Source organism: Rhodococcus sp. 14-2483-1-2, from assembly GCF_002259405.1.
Lineage (GTDB): Bacteria > Actinomycetota > Actinomycetes > Mycobacteriales > Mycobacteriaceae > Rhodococcoides.
In genome coordinates this window covers 294,791-310,211 of record NZ_NPFW01000014.1, presented here as the reverse complement: position 1 = coordinate 310,211, position 15,421 = coordinate 294,791, and the positions used below count along the sequence as shown (strand labels likewise).

General features: G+C 65.2%; 15 protein-coding genes. 6 read left to right on the top strand and 9 right to left on the bottom strand.

Going from position 1 to position 15,421, the window contains the following annotated elements; genetic code table 11:
* Positions 1 to 7: 7 nt before the first annotated feature.
* The 4 genes from CH295_RS14995 (at position 8) to CH295_RS14980 (ending at position 5,187) form a co-directional block, all read left to right on the top strand.
* The gene (locus CH295_RS14995) at positions 8 to 916 is read left to right on the top strand and encodes an NAD(P)/FAD-dependent oxidoreductase (RefSeq protein WP_094741143.1); all 909 of its coding nucleotides are present in this window, start codon (positions 8 to 10) and stop codon (positions 914 to 916) included.
* 92 nt (positions 917 to 1,008) lie between these two features.
* The gene (locus tag CH295_RS14990; RefSeq protein WP_094741142.1) at positions 1,009 to 2,385 is read left to right on the top strand and encodes an HNH endonuclease signature motif containing protein; all 1,377 of its coding nucleotides are present in this window, start codon (positions 1,009 to 1,011) and stop codon (positions 2,383 to 2,385) included.
* Between the two features lie 25 nt (positions 2,386 to 2,410).
* The gene (gene pepN, locus CH295_RS14985; protein WP_094741141.1) at positions 2,411 to 4,870 is read left to right on the top strand and encodes an aminopeptidase N; all 2,460 of its coding nucleotides are present in this window, start codon (positions 2,411 to 2,413) and stop codon (positions 4,868 to 4,870) included.
* Between the two features lie 5 nt (positions 4,871 to 4,875).
* Positions 4,876 to 5,187, top strand: a complete 312-nt coding sequence (locus CH295_RS14980) for a hypothetical protein (RefSeq protein WP_094741204.1) — start codon at positions 4,876 to 4,878, stop codon at positions 5,185 to 5,187.
* A gap of 6 nt (positions 5,188 to 5,193) precedes the next feature.
* Here CH295_RS14980 and cds1 read toward each other — a convergent pair whose 3' ends face one another.
* Both cds1 and CH295_RS14970 read right to left on the bottom strand, forming a co-directional pair.
* The gene (gene cds1, locus CH295_RS14975; protein WP_037187023.1) at positions 5,194 to 6,276 is read right to left on the bottom strand and encodes an L-cysteine desulfhydrase Cds1; all 1,083 of its coding nucleotides are present in this window, start codon (positions 6,274 to 6,276) and stop codon (positions 5,194 to 5,196) included.
* Positions 6,273 to 6,626, bottom strand: coding sequence for a DUF4229 domain-containing protein (locus tag CH295_RS14970; protein ID WP_082323524.1), 354 nt, complete (start codon positions 6,624 to 6,626; stop codon positions 6,273 to 6,275). Before CH295_RS14970 ends, cds1 begins: the two co-directional genes overlap by 4 nt.
* A gap of 198 nt (positions 6,627 to 6,824) precedes the next feature.
* Here CH295_RS14970 and CH295_RS14965 point away from each other — a divergent pair, with 198 nt between their 5' ends.
* Both CH295_RS14965 and CH295_RS14960 read left to right on the top strand, forming a co-directional pair.
* Positions 6,825 to 7,040 (top strand): BldC family transcriptional regulator, encoded by a 216-nt coding sequence (locus CH295_RS14965; protein WP_037187021.1) that lies wholly within the window; start codon positions 6,825 to 6,827, stop codon positions 7,038 to 7,040.
* 136 nt (positions 7,041 to 7,176) lie between these two features.
* A complete protein-coding gene (locus CH295_RS14960; protein WP_032393904.1) occupies positions 7,177 to 7,374 on the top strand; it encodes a hypothetical protein in 198 nt (65 codons plus the stop codon).
* A gap of 13 nt (positions 7,375 to 7,387) precedes the next feature.
* Here the strand turns inward: CH295_RS14960 and CH295_RS14955 are convergent, their stop codons facing one another.
* The 7 genes from CH295_RS14955 to hemL all read right to left on the bottom strand — a co-directional run bounded on the left by CH295_RS14955 (position 7,388) and on the right by hemL (position 15,361).
* Positions 7,388 to 8,620, bottom strand: coding sequence for a MinD/ParA family ATP-binding protein (locus CH295_RS14955; protein WP_502694501.1), 1,233 nt, complete (start codon positions 8,618 to 8,620; stop codon positions 7,388 to 7,390).
* Between the two features lie 713 nt (positions 8,621 to 9,333).
* Positions 9,334 to 10,299: a c-type cytochrome biogenesis protein CcsB gene (ccsB, locus tag CH295_RS14950; RefSeq protein WP_037187018.1), complete on the bottom strand. Its 966-nt coding sequence runs from the start codon at positions 10,297 to 10,299 to the stop codon at positions 9,334 to 9,336.
* Positions 10,300 to 10,302: 3 nt separating this feature from the next.
* The gene (gene resB / locus CH295_RS14945) at positions 10,303 to 11,922 is read right to left on the bottom strand and encodes a cytochrome c biogenesis protein ResB (protein ID WP_037187015.1); all 1,620 of its coding nucleotides are present in this window, start codon (positions 11,920 to 11,922) and stop codon (positions 10,303 to 10,305) included.
* Positions 11,919 to 12,728 (bottom strand): cytochrome c biogenesis CcdA family protein, encoded by an 810-nt coding sequence (locus CH295_RS14940; RefSeq protein WP_037188672.1) that lies wholly within the window; start codon positions 12,726 to 12,728, stop codon positions 11,919 to 11,921. The genes resB and CH295_RS14940 overlap by 4 nt, the downstream gene beginning before the upstream one ends.
* An 8-nt stretch (positions 12,729 to 12,736) precedes the next feature.
* A complete protein-coding gene (locus CH295_RS14935) occupies positions 12,737 to 13,333 on the bottom strand; it encodes a TlpA disulfide reductase family protein (RefSeq protein ID WP_094741140.1) in 597 nt (198 codons plus the stop codon).
* Entirely contained in the window at positions 13,326 to 13,988 is a 663-nt protein-coding gene (locus tag CH295_RS14930; protein ID WP_094632714.1) for a histidine phosphatase family protein, read from the bottom strand. The genes CH295_RS14935 and CH295_RS14930 overlap by 8 nt, the downstream gene beginning before the upstream one ends.
* 53 nt (positions 13,989 to 14,041) lie before the next feature.
* Positions 14,042 to 15,361 carry a glutamate-1-semialdehyde 2,1-aminomutase gene (gene hemL, locus CH295_RS14925; protein ID WP_094632713.1) on the bottom strand — a complete coding sequence of 440 codons (1,320 nt, stop codon included), beginning with the start codon at positions 15,359 to 15,361 and terminating at the stop codon, positions 14,042 to 14,044.
* Between the last annotated feature and the right edge of the window lie 60 nt (positions 15,362 to 15,421).

The window sequence follows — 15,421 nt, the reverse complement described above, 5'->3', positions numbered from 1 at the left end:
AGGCGTCTTGACGTACGACACCGTGGTGATCGGCGGCGGCCCCGCCGGACTCAGTGCCGCGACACTGCTGGCTCGCGCACGACGACGGGTGGTCCTCGTCGACGCCGGGCATCCACGCAATGCGCCTGCAGATCACGTTCACGGTTTTCTGTCGCGTGATGGCGCATCCCCCAACGAGCTACGCGAGGCCGGCCGCGACGAGGTCATCCGATACGGCGGAGAGATTCTGCAGGGCAACGTCACTCGCATCGACGACAGTTTCGCGGTGCACCTCGAGAGCGGCTCGGTCCTCGATTCCAGATCGGTATTGATGTCCACGGGGCTGCGGGACGAACTGCCCGACATTCCGGGCGTACGCGAGCACTGGGGCTCGGGGGTCTTGCATTGCCCGTACTGCCACGGCTACGAGGTGCGAGATCAACCCATTGCCGTGATCGGCGGATCCAATCGACCGTTCACCGTCCATCAGGCCTCGCTGATTCGCCAATGGTCGTCGGACGTCATCTTCTTCACTAACGGGATCGAACTGACCGAAGACGAACGGATCGGACTCGACGCCCGGTCCGTCGGAATCGTGGACGTACCGGTGTCTCGGCTCGTCGCGGAAGACGGCGTAGTCGAAGGCGTGGAACTCGTCGACGGCACCGTCGTTCCCAGAGCGGTCGTCTTCGTCGGCCCGACGTTCGTCCCCAACGACAGTCTGCTCACCCGAATCGGATGCGCGCAGCTGGAGAACGGATGGGTGGCAACCGACCCGACCGGCCGCACCAGCATGGACGGACTGTGGGCAGCGGGCAACGTCTCGGACTCGCCGGCACAATTGATCAATTCGGCAGCAGCTGGCTCTCGGGCAGCGATCGACATCAATCACTACCTGCTGGCTCTCGATGTCGCCTCGGCCGTTCGCTCGCGCTGATCGTCTCGTGATCAGAACTTGTCGGTGCCCGGTTCTACACTTCTCGGCAACGGGTCGAATACGAGTTCGACTCTTCGTCGCTGGGGGGTGACATGGGGCTACGCGAGTCGACGTGGATGGCGGACGATCACTGTGCACTCGCCGACGTTCTCGGTGCGCGCCGGACGATAAACGCCGCCGCAGCATCGGAACTGGCGCTCATGGACGACTACGTTCATGGCCGAACACTATGCGCCTCGCCGTGGGACACAGGAGTGACCGAAAAAGATCTCTACAGCTCGGCGATCTGCGAACTTGCTGCGGCAATGTCGTCCACCTTCGCCGCCGTTCACAACAAGCTTCAAATGTGGCGGCAACTGCGTCCCCTCGTACGGAACAGTTTCATCGACGGCTCGCTCGACATGGAGCGGGTCAAGACGATCCACGACCATCTGCTTCATGCGCGTCCGGAAACAGTCGTCGCCATCGAAGCCGAGGTTCTCAAAGCTGCCGCAGAAATTGCACCGGGCACCCTGGGTCGCGAGATCGATCGACTGCTCACCGAAGCCGATCCAGATTGGGACCGCGAAGTACGCAAGCGTGCCGCGCGCACAGAGAAGCGCATCCGGGTGCGTCGACGGGCACGAGGACTGTCGAGCCTCACTGCCGTGATGACCGACGGCGAAGCCGACGAACAGCTTTCGCGAATCGGTGCCGAAGTCTCCCGCTTGCACCCCGAGGATCCGCGTTCGGACGATCAACGACGGGGCGACGCACAGACTGCACTGATGCGCGGCGAGGCACTGCTGTGCGAGTGCTCGACGTGCCTGACCTCTCGAGGTGACGTCGCGGATCCCGAGGCTCCCGAACACGGTGAGCCGGTGGCAGTGAAGCCCGAACGTACGGACGCAAATGCCGACGCCACCGGTGAAACAGCCACCGAGGGAACGAGTTCCGCACCGCCGGGGCCGGAGCGCCCGACGAGGGAGCAACTGGACAAGTCACCGACGGACCCACTCCCACCCGATGCACCGCCACCCGACGCACCGCCGCCTGATACAACGACTCGATCGAGACCGGGCGGAGGGACCTTGATCGAACGCTGGCGTGCCATCGTCGAGAACAACCCTCGCGCAGTCCACGCCCTACACCCCGACGGACACGGAGGCATGACGACCCCGCCGCCGGGGGCACTGACCTACGCGCCGAGCAGGGCCCTTGCCGCGCAGGTTCGGGCCGAACATCCGTACTGCCTGCATCCTGGCTGCAACGTGCCTTCGGAGCGGTGCGACCTCGACCACATCGTCGAATTCGATCGGCAGAATCCGGAGCGAGGGGGCTGGACGATCCAGACGAACATCGGACCACGCTGCCGGCTCCACCACAACCTCAAAACGCGCAAGCTCTGGCGCACCGAACTACTGCCGGAAGGAGTCCTTCATATCGTCGACCCTCTCGGAAATCACTACTTCACCGCGCCGACCCTGTGAAAACCGATCGCATAGGGTTGGTTCGGTGAGCACTGCGAATCTGACCCGGACCGAAACTCGTAGGCGATCGCGCCACATCAGCGGGGTGAATTACCGCGTTCACCTGGATCTTCTACGCGCAGAGGATGCGGACCTCGACACCTTCGAGACCGTGACAACCATCGAATTCGACGCGACCACGGCTGCGACATGGGTGGATTTCATCGGTGCAGCAGTCGACGAAGTCACCGTGAACGGCATCGACACGGCGGTCGATTACGACGGCTCCCGGATTCAACTGGTCGGGCTCGCCGAGCACAACATCGTCCGGATTCGTGCGCAGGGACGGTACAGCCGGTCGGGTGAAGGACTACATCGGTTCGTCGATCCCGTCGACGACAACGTCTACCTCTACACGCAGTACGAACCGGCCGATGCACGCCGGGTGTTCGCGAACTTCGAGCAACCGGACCTCAAAGCCCCATTCACTCTGACGGTCACGGCTCCACCGACGTGGACCGTGCTGTCGAACCGCGAGGGAACCACCGCCGACACGGTCACCACATTCGCGCCGACCCTGCCGATATCGACCTACATCACCGCAGTTGCGGCCGGTCCGTATCACCGTGTCCAATCGTCCTGGACGCGAGGCGAACTCACCGTCCCCCTCGGCGCCTATTGCCGCGCGTCTCTCTCCGAATACTTCGACGCCGAGGACATCTTCGACACCACGAAGCGGGGCCTCGACTTCTTTCACGACAAGTTCGACTACCCGTACCCGTTCGGAAAGTACGACCAGATCTTCGTTCCCGAGTACAACCTCGGCGCGATGGAGAATCCCGGCCTCGTCACGTTCACCGAATCGTACGTATTCCGTTCTGCGGCAACCGAAGCTCAGTACGAGGCCCGCGCAAACACGATTCTGCACGAGATGGCGCACATGTGGTTCGGCGACCTCGTCACGATGCAGTGGTGGGATGACCTGTGGCTCAAGGAATCCTTCGCGGACTTCATGGGTGCGTACGCGTCGGCCGAGGCCACCCGATTCACCGATGCCTGGGTCAGCTTCGCCAATCGGCGGAAAGCGTGGGCGTACCTGCAGGATCAGCTCCCGACCACCCACCCGATCGTCGCGGACATCACCGACCTCGAGGCCGCGAAGCTCAACTTCGACGGCATCACCTACGCCAAGGGGGCGAGTGTCCTCAAACAACTCGGGGCGTTCGTGGGTGCAGACGCCTTCTTCGCAGCGTCCCGCACCTACTTCCGCACCCATGCTTTCGGGAACACCACACTGACCGATCTGCTGAGAGACATGTCCACCGCGAGCGGACGCGACCTCGACACCTGGGCTGCAGCATGGCTGCAGACCACCGGTGTCTCCACGCTCAGTTACACCGGCGATGCCGTCGAGCAGACAGATCCGCGGCCTCACCGAATTGCCGTCGGGCTCTACGACCTCGACGAGGCCGGGAATCTGACGAGAACCGACCGTCGAGAGCTCGACATCACCGAGGCACGAACGCCGGTCGACTTTCCCGATGCCGCGCTGGTTCTGCTCAACGACGACGACCTGACGTACGCCAAGATCCGATTCGACGAGCGCTCGACTACCACCGTGCGGAACCACCTCGATCGCATCGTCGATCCTCTCGCCCGAGGCCTGGTGTGGTCGGCGCTGTGGAACTCCACCCGCGACGCCGAGCTGTCTGCACTCGAATATATCGACATTGCAACCCAATTCGCACCGAACGAACCCAAGATCGGCCTGCTGTCAGCGGTCACGGCGAACGTGGCGTACACCCTCGAGCACTACCTCCCGAAGGACCGACGGGCCGAACCGATCCGGCAGTGGCTCGAGGCGTCGTGGACGCAACTGCACGCGAGCGAGCCTGGGAGCGATACCCAGTTGGTGTGGGCGCGAGCCACTGCGGCCGCAGCCCAACTCGACGGCTCCCGCGCAGCCGACTTGCGCGCACTTCTCGACGGCACGGCTACGGTGTCGGGCCTACGTCTCGATCCCGACCAGCGCTGGTCGTTCTGGTTGGCCCTGGCCGCAACAGGGAACGCGACCTCGGCCGAGCTCGACGCAGAGCTGGCCTCCGACGACACCTCGTCGGGACGTACCGCGCACACCGCAGCGTCGACGGCGATACCCGATGCCGAGGTCAAAGCGAGGGCGTGGACTGCGATCACCGAGCGCGACGATGCGTCCAACGATGTTCTCGACGCCTTCATCACCGGCTTCGGAGCGGGGCACCGACCGGACCTGACCCAGCCTTACGACAACCGGTACTTCGAGTCCATCTCCTCGTTGTGGACCTCGCGCAGCATCGAGATCGCCAGGCGAATCGTCGTCCGCCTGTTCCCGCAGCAGTCGTCGACGGAGGCCGCGGACAGCTGGATCGCCGAGCACGAATGGGCACCGGCGGCCCTGCGGCGCTTGGTGATCGAGCAACGAGACCACTTGGCGAGGAGCCTGCGGGTGCAGGCGCGGCTAGGGTGATGACCATGCTCATCACCGACTCTCGTCGCTCACTTGCCACGTCCGCACTCGCTGCCGGAGGTCTGCTCGGCGGCTTCGCCGTTGCCCGGAAGTCGCACAATCGTCAGCTCGGCGGAGCGGTTCTGGCAGCCGTCGGCGTGGCATGTACGACTCGGTGGCAGAAGTCTTCCGGTTCGACCCGCGCCGGTGTGCTGGTCGGGACCTACCTCGTTGCGTTCGGTGCTTCGCACCCGCTGGCCAAGAAGATCGGTGCCTGGCCGGCGGTCGGGGCGGTGTCCGCTGCAACTGCGGCGGCATCGATGGCGGTGAGCAAGTAGCTCGCCTCAGAGCACCCCGGTACGAATGAACTGTTCGAGGGCTGCGGTCGGTTCGTCGAGATCCATCCCCTGGTTCGAGACCCAGGTGTCGTCGAAGTAGGTCTGCGAATACCGATCTCCGCCGTCGCACAGCAGCGTCACCACACTGCCACTGCGGCCTGCGGCGATCATCTCCGCGATCAATCCGAAGGCACCCCAGATGTTGGTGCCCGTCGAACCGCCCACTCGTTTGCCGAGTGCGTCCGAGGTGAATCGTGCCGCGGCCACGGAGGCGGCGTCGGGCACTGCGATCATGCGATCGATCACCTGGCCGACGAACGAGGGTTCCACGCGCGGTCGGCCGATGCCCTCGATCCGGGAGGACAGTCCTGTCTCGTAGCCCGCGTCTCCGGACTCGTAGCCGCCGATGAACGCCGAATTCTCGGGGTCCACCACTGCCAACTGCGTTGCATGCCTGCGATATCGGATGTAGCGGCCGATGGTGGCGCTGGTTCCTCCGGTCCCCGCGCCGACGACCACCCAGTCGGGAATGGGGCATTCCTCGAGCCGAAGTTGGTCGAAGATGGACTCCGCGATGTTGTTGTTTCCGCGCCAGTCGGTGGCCCGTTCGGCGTGCGTGAACTGGTCCATGTAGTGACTGTCGGGCTCGGCCGCGAGTCGATGCGCCTCGGTGTACATCTCGCCGGGCCGATCGACGAAGTGACACCTTCCGCCATGGGACTCGATGAGTGCGACCTTGGCCGGGCTGGTGCTCCGTGGCATCACGGCGACGAACTTCAGTCCGAGCAGTCCGGCGAAATACGCTTCACTGACGGCAGTGGAGCCCGACGATGCCTCGATCACCGTGGTGCGTTCGGTGACCCAGCCGTTGCAGATTGCGTACAGAAAGAGCGACCGAGCCAGCCGATGCTTCAGGCTGCCGGTGATGTGCGTCGACTCGTCCTTGAGGTACAGCGAGATTCCCCAGGCTGCGGGGAGGGGGTATCGCAGCAGGTGCGTGTCGGCGCTGCGCTGGGAATCGGCCTCGATCAACCGGACCGCGTTGTCGACCCATGCCCGTGATCCGGAGTGATCGACCGACCTGGTCATTTCTTGCCGTCTTCACCGCGCAGCTTCGACTGCAGGTCCGCGCGGGCGGCGCGCCTGTCCTCGTCGACGGCTGCAATGGACTCGTTCACGCGGATGCGCATGTTCTTGAACAGGAGCAGCGACAGTGGCAGCGAGATCAGCACCGAGAAAATCGCGGCCACGAGCACCGGAACCTCGACGCCGAAGAGTAAACCGACGCCGACGATGACGGCGGCGATCACGATGACGAGCGCCAGTCGAGCGAAGGTGTAGACACCGAGGTTGACGGCGAGAGACTTCTTCGCCGACCTACCTGGCGCGACATTTTCGCTGGTCGGATCGTTGCTGTCGGCATTCGTCGCGTCACTCACGGGTCCCAATCTACCGGGCTCGGCCGGTGCTCCGACCCACCCCCGGCGTGACCGATTTGTCCATTACCTCCCCTTTACCAACCTTGTATCAGTCGAGTACCTAGGGGTTCGAGTGCAACCATGGGGATCGAACGCAGCAGACCGATATCTCCGGTTCGACGCATATGCGCCGAACCGAATCGTAGGAGGACACGACAGATGAGCGCACCCACATTCCACAAGGCTCAGGACTCACTTCTCACGCCGGGTCAGGTAGCCGCGCTTTTTCACGTCGATCCCAAGACGGTGACACGCTGGGCACACGCCGGCCGCCTCGGATCGCTCCGCACTCCGGGCGGGCACCGTCGATTCCGTGAGACCGAGGTCATGCAACTGCTGACCTCTCTGACTACGGAAGCCGGCGCACACCACTGATTCGCAAGTCCCGGAGAGCGAACCGCACGCGGTAGCCGCACCCTGACGAACTCATCGAACATTCTCAGGAATCTTCGACGCTCGACGGGTGCGGGGGCCGTTGCATCACGGCTACCCTCGTAGTAGGAGGTGCGTCGTGATCTATCTATTGGCGTTGATCGGCTTGGTGGCAGTGATCGTGCTGTTCTGGAAGGCATTCGGACCCAGCACCCAGGCTCCACCGACCCGCACTGTCGGACCCGATGACGATCCCGATTTTCTGTGGCGAATCAACCGTGAAGCTCGCCGCGGAGGGAAAGACGGGACCGAGGCCGGTACCGAACCCAGTGAGTAAGGTCCGGTAGTTCTCAGTTGCGGTGGGAAGCGGTGGGCGCGTCGGAGAATCCTGCCGCTACCGCAGCCGCGACTTCCAACAGTGCCTTTCGTGTGCGACCACGAAGACGATCGAGTTCGATTTCCGCCCCCTCCTCGAGATGCGGGTCGAACGGGATCGTCCGCACTCGAGCGCACCGCTGCTCGAAGTGTTCGACAACTTTGTGCAGGTCCACTTTTCCGGCTCTCGGCCGAACCCCGTTGACCACCGCAACCGATTTGGCGACCAGTTCGCGGTAGCCGTGCGCATCCAGCCAATCCAACGTTGCCGATGCACTCCGCACGCCGTCCACCGAGGCCGAGCTGACCACCACCAGAGTGTCGGTTCCCTGGAGAATGCTCTCCATGGCCGAGTGCATCAGACCGGTGCCGCAGTCCGTGATGACGATGCTGTAGAACTTCTCCAACAGCGACGCGGCGCGATCGTAATCCTCACCGCTGAACGCCTCCGAAGCCGCCGGATCCGAATCGGATGCCAGTACTTCCAGCCGATGCACATTCTGCGACGTGTAGGCCCTGACGTCGCTGTAGCGGTCCAGAGACTGTATGTCGCGCAACAGGTTACGAACGGTGGCGGTCGTCTCGGGCGGCACCTTCTGCCCCAGCGTTCCACGATCGGGGTTGGCATCGATAGCGATTACCCGATCACCTCGAATCTCGGCGAACGTCGAGCCGAGTGTGGCCGTCGTCGTGGTCTTACCGACACCCCCCTTCAGCGACAGCACCGCGACGCGATAACACCCGGCAAGGGGCTGATCCACCTGCGCGGTCAAAGCCAGGCGTCGCTGCTGGGTGGCACTGTTACCCACATCCAGACGACCGCGGGACATCGAATACAGCGCCCGACGCCACCCCGACACCGGCGGCGCATTCCCTGATCGGACGAGCAACGAACTGCCGAGATCGAGCGAGGACACCTGCTGCGGGACCAGGTGCTCACCCGTCCGACTCGGGTCAACGGCCGGCATCGCTCCTGGCGCGACCATCAACGCGTCGCCCGGGCCACGCCCAAGCGGCTGAGGCTGGCTCGGATGTGTCTGATGCTGATTCTGCGGTTGCGGCCACTGACCGGGCTGAGGCCCCCACTGATTCTGGGCGTTCCACTGATTCTGGGGATTCCATTGCCCCTCCGGCGCGAACTGCCCATGCGGGTTCTGCGGTACCCAATTGTTCTGCGCCCCACCCAAATTCTGCGCCCCACCCGAAATCTGCGACCCACCGCGATTCTGCGGAGCCCAATGGTTCTGAGACACCGGGTTCTGAGACGCCGGGATCTGCGGCGGGGGCGGTCCCGATACGACGGGTGGGCTCGGGATCTGCCCTGCTTCGGGCGGCGCGGGTGCAGGAATTGGTTTCACGGGGGTCTTCGGCGGTTCCACGGGCGTCGACGGTGTTGCCGTTGCGGTCTTGTCCACCTCGGCCGGGGTCGCGGCGACCGCGGCATCCTTCGCCGGTGCAGACCCGTCCTTCGGTTGGGCAGCGGATTCGGCGGCCCTCGGTGCAGGAACCGGCGGCGGTGTCGGCGCGGGCTCGGGCTGCGATACGGGCGGGTTGTCGATGCTTTCGGGCGGCATGGTGATGGGGGTCGATCGAAATGGCTCTCGCTGCGCCGCGGCCTTGGCCTCCGGCTCGGCTACGCCGGCGGTTGCGCCGGCCGCCAGATCGGACCGAACGGGAGGTGTCGCCGGCAGGGGCACGTGTTCTTCGGGGACGTCGTCGTCCAGTGGCCGGACGGGTTGCCAGTTGTTCTCGTGCCGATCGGCCATGACCGATTCCCCCCAGTTCGCGTCCCACATCGAAGATCCGTGCTCGGATGTGTCCCCCAATCGAGCCGGATCGGACGCTACCAGCTGGCAGGCCAGAGTGGAGCCTGCGGAACGACCCGAAGATTCAGGAGTGGAGCCTGTGAACGAGGAGAAGGTCAGTTCAGTCCCGCGTAGCTGTGCAGTCCCGAGACCACCATGTTGATGATGAAGAGGTTGAAGAGCATGGCGGTGAATCCTGCGATGTTGATCCAGGCGGCGCGGGTGTTGCGCCATCCGGAGGTGGCGCGGGCGTGCAGGTAGGCGGCGTAGATGATCCAGGTGATGAACGACATCGTCTCTTTGGGATCCCAGCCCCAGAAACGTCCCCATGCGGCTTCGGCCCAGATTGCGCCGAGGATGACGCCGGCTCCGAAGAGCGGGAAGGCGACGATGGTCGTCTTGTAGGCGAGTCGGTCGAGGGCTTGGGCGTCGGGCAGCTTGGAGGCGAACTTGCCCCAGAATCCCAGGCTTTCCTCACCGAGGGGCTGCTTGATGCGCAGCAGGAACAGCAGGGAGGCGACGCCGGAGACCAGCAGAATGCCGCTGCCGACGCTGACGATGGTGACGTGGATGGGCAGCCAGTAGGAGCGCAGCGCGGGGACGACCGGAGCGGCGTCGGCATAGAGCTTGGTGGCGGCGAAGAACATCAGCACGATGATCGGTGCGAGGACGAATACGAGCATCGGGCGCATCGTCTTCTTGCGCAGCGCGACCACCGAGGTGAGGGCCGCGGCTGCGGTGGCCATGGTGACGAACTCGTACATGTTGCCGAGTGGGAAGCGGTGGGTGGCGAAGCCGCGGAGCACCACCGAGGCGATGTGCAGTGCGAGGGCCGGGGCGAGCAGTGCGAAGCCCATGCCTGCGAGTCGATCGGAGAGCGGTCGCTTCGGCGTTTCCACGACGCGTCCCGGTCGGCTGTCGGCAACGGGGGCACCGGCGCCGACGAGTTCCTTGGCCTGGACGGCCGTCGCCTTGGCGGAGGCGTACTGGGCGATGAGCAGGACGAATGCGAGCACGTAGATGGTGAACGCTGATTCGAAGGACCAGTCGCTGTACTGCGAGAGGGTCTCGTTGATCGGCATCGGTCAGTTCTCCTGTTTCGAGGTGTCGCCGAGCAGGCGGGTGCACAGGCGGTCGAACTCTTCGCCCCACCCCGCCTGATCGGTGCGTGCAAGTCCGCCGAGGTCTACTACAGTACGTCGTGCCTGGGCGTCGGCCGTGAGTCGGACCCAGATTCTGCGACGCTTGATCACCAGTGAGACGAGCAGTCCGCCCATCATCGTGAGTGCGAAGACGAGCACCCAGGTCTGCGCGGGGTCGTGCGAGACCTGAAGGTTGACGAATTCCTTCGCTCCGTCGAACGTGACGACGGTGCCGTCGCTCAGCGTCGCGGATTCTCCCGGCATCAGGTTGACGCGGTCCTGTTTGACGAGGCGTCCCTGGGCGATCATTTCCTGGTCGAGCGAGAAGATGGACTGCGGCAGTCCGGTGTCGAGTCCGGTGTCACCCTTGTAGATGTCGATGGCGACGGCTGGGTCGTTCATGGCGGGGAAGCTCGACGACAGCAGACTGCCGTGGAACGACGCCGTCGGCGCGAACAGCCCTTCGATGGCGATCTGGTTCTTCCGGCGGTCCAGGGGGTCGGTGTAGAGGCCGCCGGGCGGGTCGACGCGCAGCACTCCGCTGGAGAGGAACGTCGTGGCGTCCGTCGGCTGCCATTGGATGGTGTCGGTGCGGGTTTCGCCGTTGGGGAACGTCACGGTGAAGGTCGGTGCGTAGCCGTGGCCCTGCAGGTAGACGCGGTCCCCTGCCACACGCAGAGGGTGGTTGACCTGAAGTTGGTCGTCGCGCCAGACGTTGTCGGTCAGGTCCTGACCTGCCTGGTACTCGATGTTGGAGGTGAACATCTCGGCCTGGCCGTTGTCGAGGTAGTCGGCCGTGAAGTCCTTGACGCGCACGCACAGTGGTTCGAGGTCGGTGCCGTCGACGAGGTTGCCTGCGCGGAACGAGTCGTAGTTCGCCGGGGTCGAGGTGCAGAAGCCTGGGCCGTCGTCGGCGATGACGATGCGGTTGCCCTCGTAGCCGAGCAGCTTGCCCATGGCGATGGCGGCGAGCAGTCCGACGAGCGAGAGGTGGAAGACGAGGTTGCCGAGTTCACGGACGTAGCCCTTCTCCGCCGACAGCGTCACTGCTCCGCCGTCTTCGGTTCGCTGGGCGACGCGCCAGCCGCGCAACTGAGTGCGCACCTGTGCGGCGATCTCCTCCGGCGTTCCGTCGACGTCGTAGCGGGTGTGGTGCGGCAGGCGCGAGAGGTTGCGGGGCGCGCGAACGGGCTTGGTGCGCAGTTGCTTCGCGTGCTCGATGCAGCGCGGCAGGATGCAGCCGATCAGCGAGATGAACAACAGCGCGTAGATCGCGGTGAACCAGAAGCTGCCGAAGACGTCGAACAGTTCCAACTTGTCCATGATCGGGCCGAGGGTCGGGCGGTTGGCGATGTATTCGTCGACCTTGCCCGCGTTGAGGCTGCGCTGCGGCACCAGGGCACCGGGCACCGCGGCGAACGCCAGCAGGAACAGCAGCACCAGCGCGGTGCGCATGCTGGTCAGGCCACGCCAGGTGTTGCGGACCAGGGCCACTCCCCTGCCCAGCATCGATTGCTTGTGGGGCGGCGACGCTTCGGTGCGCTCTTCGGTGTCGGCGGTCATATCGGCAACACCACATCGGAGACGAAGGCGTCGCGCACCCAGCCGACGAATTGATCCCAGGCACCGGTGACCAGTGCAATTCCTACCGCTATCAACATGATTCCGCCGAACACCTGTATCTGTCGTGCGTGTGTACGTAGCCAGCCGACGCCTCGCAGCGCGCTGACCGAACCGAACGCGAGGATCACGAACGGTAAGCCGAGGCCGAGGCAGTAGGCCACGATGAGGACGACGCCTCGCGCTGCCGTCGTTCCGTCGGTCCCGGCGGCGAGTGAGATGACGCCCGCGAGCGTCGGCCCAAGGCACGGAGTCCATCCGAGTGCGAACACGCCGCCGAGCAGCGGCGCTCCGGCCAACGAGCCGATCTGCTTCGGCTCGAAGCGCACGTCGCGCTGCAGGGCCGGGATCAGTCCGACGAACACCAGGCCCATCGCGATGGTGACGACGCCGCCGATCCGCATGAGCAGTTCGCGGTTGATCGCAAGGACGGAGATCGCTCCGAACACCGACGCGGTGGCGAGGACGAACACAACGGTGAATCCGAGTACGAACAGTCCAGCCGCTCCGGCCACGCGCAACCGGCCGCTGCGCACTTTCGTCTTCACGGCCGCCTCGTCGGCGCTGACGGCCGGGGCGTCGGCTCCGACGACTCCGGCGAGGTAAGACAGGTAACCCGGCACCAGTGGAACGACGCACGGTGATGCGAAGGAGACGAGCCCGGCCAGGACGCAGGCACCGAGGGCCAGGATCAGCGGCCCGGAGGCTGCGGCTTCCTGGAAACTCGCGCCTATCCCGGCGAGATACATCGTCTCGGTCACGGCTGCACTGGCTCCTCGGCTGCCACGCGTTCGACGACGGGTTGCAGGTCCTCGGCGAGCAGCTCACGCAGGAACACTGCCGCGACGCGATGCTGCCGGTCGAGCACAACGGTGGTCGGGATGACCGAGGTGGGGACGCCGCCGAGCGCGTTCAGGGTGCGCATCGGCGGGTCGTAGATCGAGGAGTAGCTCACGTTGTTGCTGACGACGAAGTCCTGCGCGGCGGTCTGCGACTCGTCGCGCACGTTGATGCCGAGGAATTCGACGCCCAGGGACTTGGTGGCCTTGTAGACATCTTCGAGGTCGTCGGCCTCACCGCGGCACGGACCGCACCACTGGCCCCAGACGTTGAGGACGACGACGTCACCGTCGTAGTCGGACAACGAGGTCGTCTTGCCCTCGGTCATCAGATCCGGCCCGGACAGTTCGCCGATGGTGCCGCGCTCGTCGGGCTCGTAGAAGATGTCGGTCTTGCCGCCGGGTGAGACGAACTGAAAGGTGCCACCCTGCGCCACTGCGTCGGTGCCGGTCGAGCAGCCTGCGACAAGAGCGATCGCAGACGCTGCACAGACGGCGAGGAAAAATCTACGCACCGGAGATCCTCGGATCGGATGCTCCCGCGGGCTCGGAGTAGACGAGGTCGACGAGCTGATCCCCCTCGTAGACCAACGAGGTCAGTGACGCGAGCCCGCACTGACGATTGCGCGGGTCGTGCCAGAGCCGGTCACCCTGCAGGAATCGGCGCAGAGTCCACACCGGCAGCTGGTGGCTGACGCAGACGGCCTCGTGCCCGACGGCTTCGACGCGGGCCGCGTTGACGGCGGCGAGCATGCGGTGCGCGATCTGCAGGTACGGCTCGCCCCAGGACGGGGTGAACGGGTCGCGTAGCTTCCACCAGTGCCGTGGTCGGCGCAGCGCTCCGTCGCCGACGGCCACGCGCAGCCCCTCGAATTCGTTGCCTGCCTCGATGAGGTTCTCGTCCTCGGCGATCGTCAGGCCATGAGCCGCGGCGATGGGTCCGGCGGTCTCCTGCGCGCGCAGGAGCGGCGATGCCACGACGTGGGTGATGTCGTGGCCGGCGAGCGCGTCCGCCACCGACTTGGCCTGAGCCTGGCCGGTCACCGACAGCTTGAAGCCCGGTAACCGCCCGTACAGGATGCCCTTGGGGTTGTGCACCTCGCCGTGTCGGAGGACGTGCACGATGGTGCGCGTCGTCGAGTGCGGATGTGCTGCGGGGGCCTCGGTCACGTCGGGGTCCTGTTTCTCGTTGGTCGGGTGGGGAAATCAGTTCTGTGTAGACGTCACAGCGGAGCCGTGGCGGCGGCCGCTGCTTTCGCGGCGGCGGGGGCTGCGTCGGCGATGATCTCGAAGGCTCGGTCGTCGAGGGCAGCGGAGACGAACCAGGCCTCGAATGCGCTCGGCGGCGGGTACACGCCGCGCGAGAGGAAAGCGTGGAAGAACGCCGGGTATCGCCACGTCTGCGCGGCCTTGGCCTGCGCGTAATCGGTGACGGGACCATCGGAGAAGAACACACTCACCATAGTGCCCGCGAACTGCACCTGATGGGTGACGCCTTCGGCCGTGAGGGCGTCGCCGAGCAGTGTTCCGAGTCGCTGCGAGTTGGTCTGCAGCTTCTCGTAGACGGCTGCGTCGGCCAGTTGCAGGCTTGTCAATCCGGCGGCGACGGCGACGGGGTTACCGCTGAGCGTGCCTGCCTGGTACACCGGCCCGGCCGGCGCCAGGTAGGCCATCACGTCCGCTCGACCGCCGAATGCGGCGGCAGGCAGTCCGCCGGACATCACCTTGCCGAAGGTGTAGAGGTCGCCCGCGACACCGTCGATGCCGTACCAACCGGCTGCGCTGACGCGGAATCCGGTCATCACCTCGTCCATGATCAGCAGCGCGCCCTGCTCGGTCGCGAGGCGGCGCAGCCCCTCGTTGAAGCCGGCGACCGGCGCAATCGCTCCCATGTTGCCTGCGGCTGCTTCGGTGATGATGCACGCGATCTGGCCGGGATTGGCCTCGAAGGCTGCGGTGACGGCGGCGAGGTCGTTGTAGGGAACGACGATGGTGTCCGACGCCTGTGCGCCGGTGACGCCGGGCGAGGTCGGCAGCCCGAAAGTGGCCAGTCCCGAGCCTGCGTCGGCCAGTAGGGCGTCGACGTGGCCGTGGTAGCAGCCGGAGAATTTGAGGATCTTGGTGCGGCCGGTGAAGCCGCGGGCCAGGCGCACTGCGCTCATGGTGGCCTCTGTGCCCGAATTCACAAGACGAACCTGGTCGACGGGGCCGACGCGGCGCACGATTTCCTCGGCGAGCTCGATTTCTCGCTCAGTAGGTGCACCGAACGACAGACCCGTTGCCGCTGCTTTCTGGACGGCCTCGACGATGGCCGGATGGGCGTGCCCATGGATCATCGGACCCCAGGAGGAGATGAGGTCGACGTACGACTTTCCGTCGGCGTCGGTCATGGTGTATCCGCTGGCCTGCGTGATGAAGCGAGGCGTTCCGCCGACCGACGCGAATGCGCGTACCGGCGAGTTGACGCCGCCGGGGATCACAGCACTTGCGCGGGCGAACAGCTGGGCCGATACGGGGGCGTCGTCGCCGGGGGAAACAGTCACGTCTTCCAGTGTCCCAGGTTCGGCGAAATCACCAACTACAGGGCGTAATAATCGACGAAA

Excerpts from the sequence above, each read along its gene's own strand:
- CH295_RS14940 (WP_037188672.1), bottom strand. The coding sequence starts at position 12,728 with ATGTATCTCGCCGGGATAGGCGCGAGTTTCCAGGAAGCCGCAGCCTCC.
- CH295_RS14965 (WP_037187021.1), top strand. The coding sequence starts at position 6,825 with ATGAGCGCACCCACATTCCACAAGGCTCAGGACTCACTTCTCACGCCG.
- ccsB (WP_037187018.1), bottom strand. The coding sequence starts at position 10,299 with ATGCCGATCAACGAGACCCTCTCGCAGTACAGCGACTGGTCCTTCGAA.
- resB (WP_037187015.1), bottom strand. The coding sequence starts at position 11,922 with ATGACCGCCGACACCGAAGAGCGCACCGAAGCGTCGCCGCCCCACAAG.
- CH295_RS14980 (WP_094741204.1), top strand. The coding sequence starts at position 4,876 with ATGCTCATCACCGACTCTCGTCGCTCACTTGCCACGTCCGCACTCGCT.
- cds1 (WP_037187023.1), bottom strand. The coding sequence starts at position 6,276 with ATGACCAGGTCGGTCGATCACTCCGGATCACGGGCATGGGTCGACAAC.
- CH295_RS14990 (WP_094741142.1), top strand. The coding sequence starts at position 1,009 with ATGGGGCTACGCGAGTCGACGTGGATGGCGGACGATCACTGTGCACTC.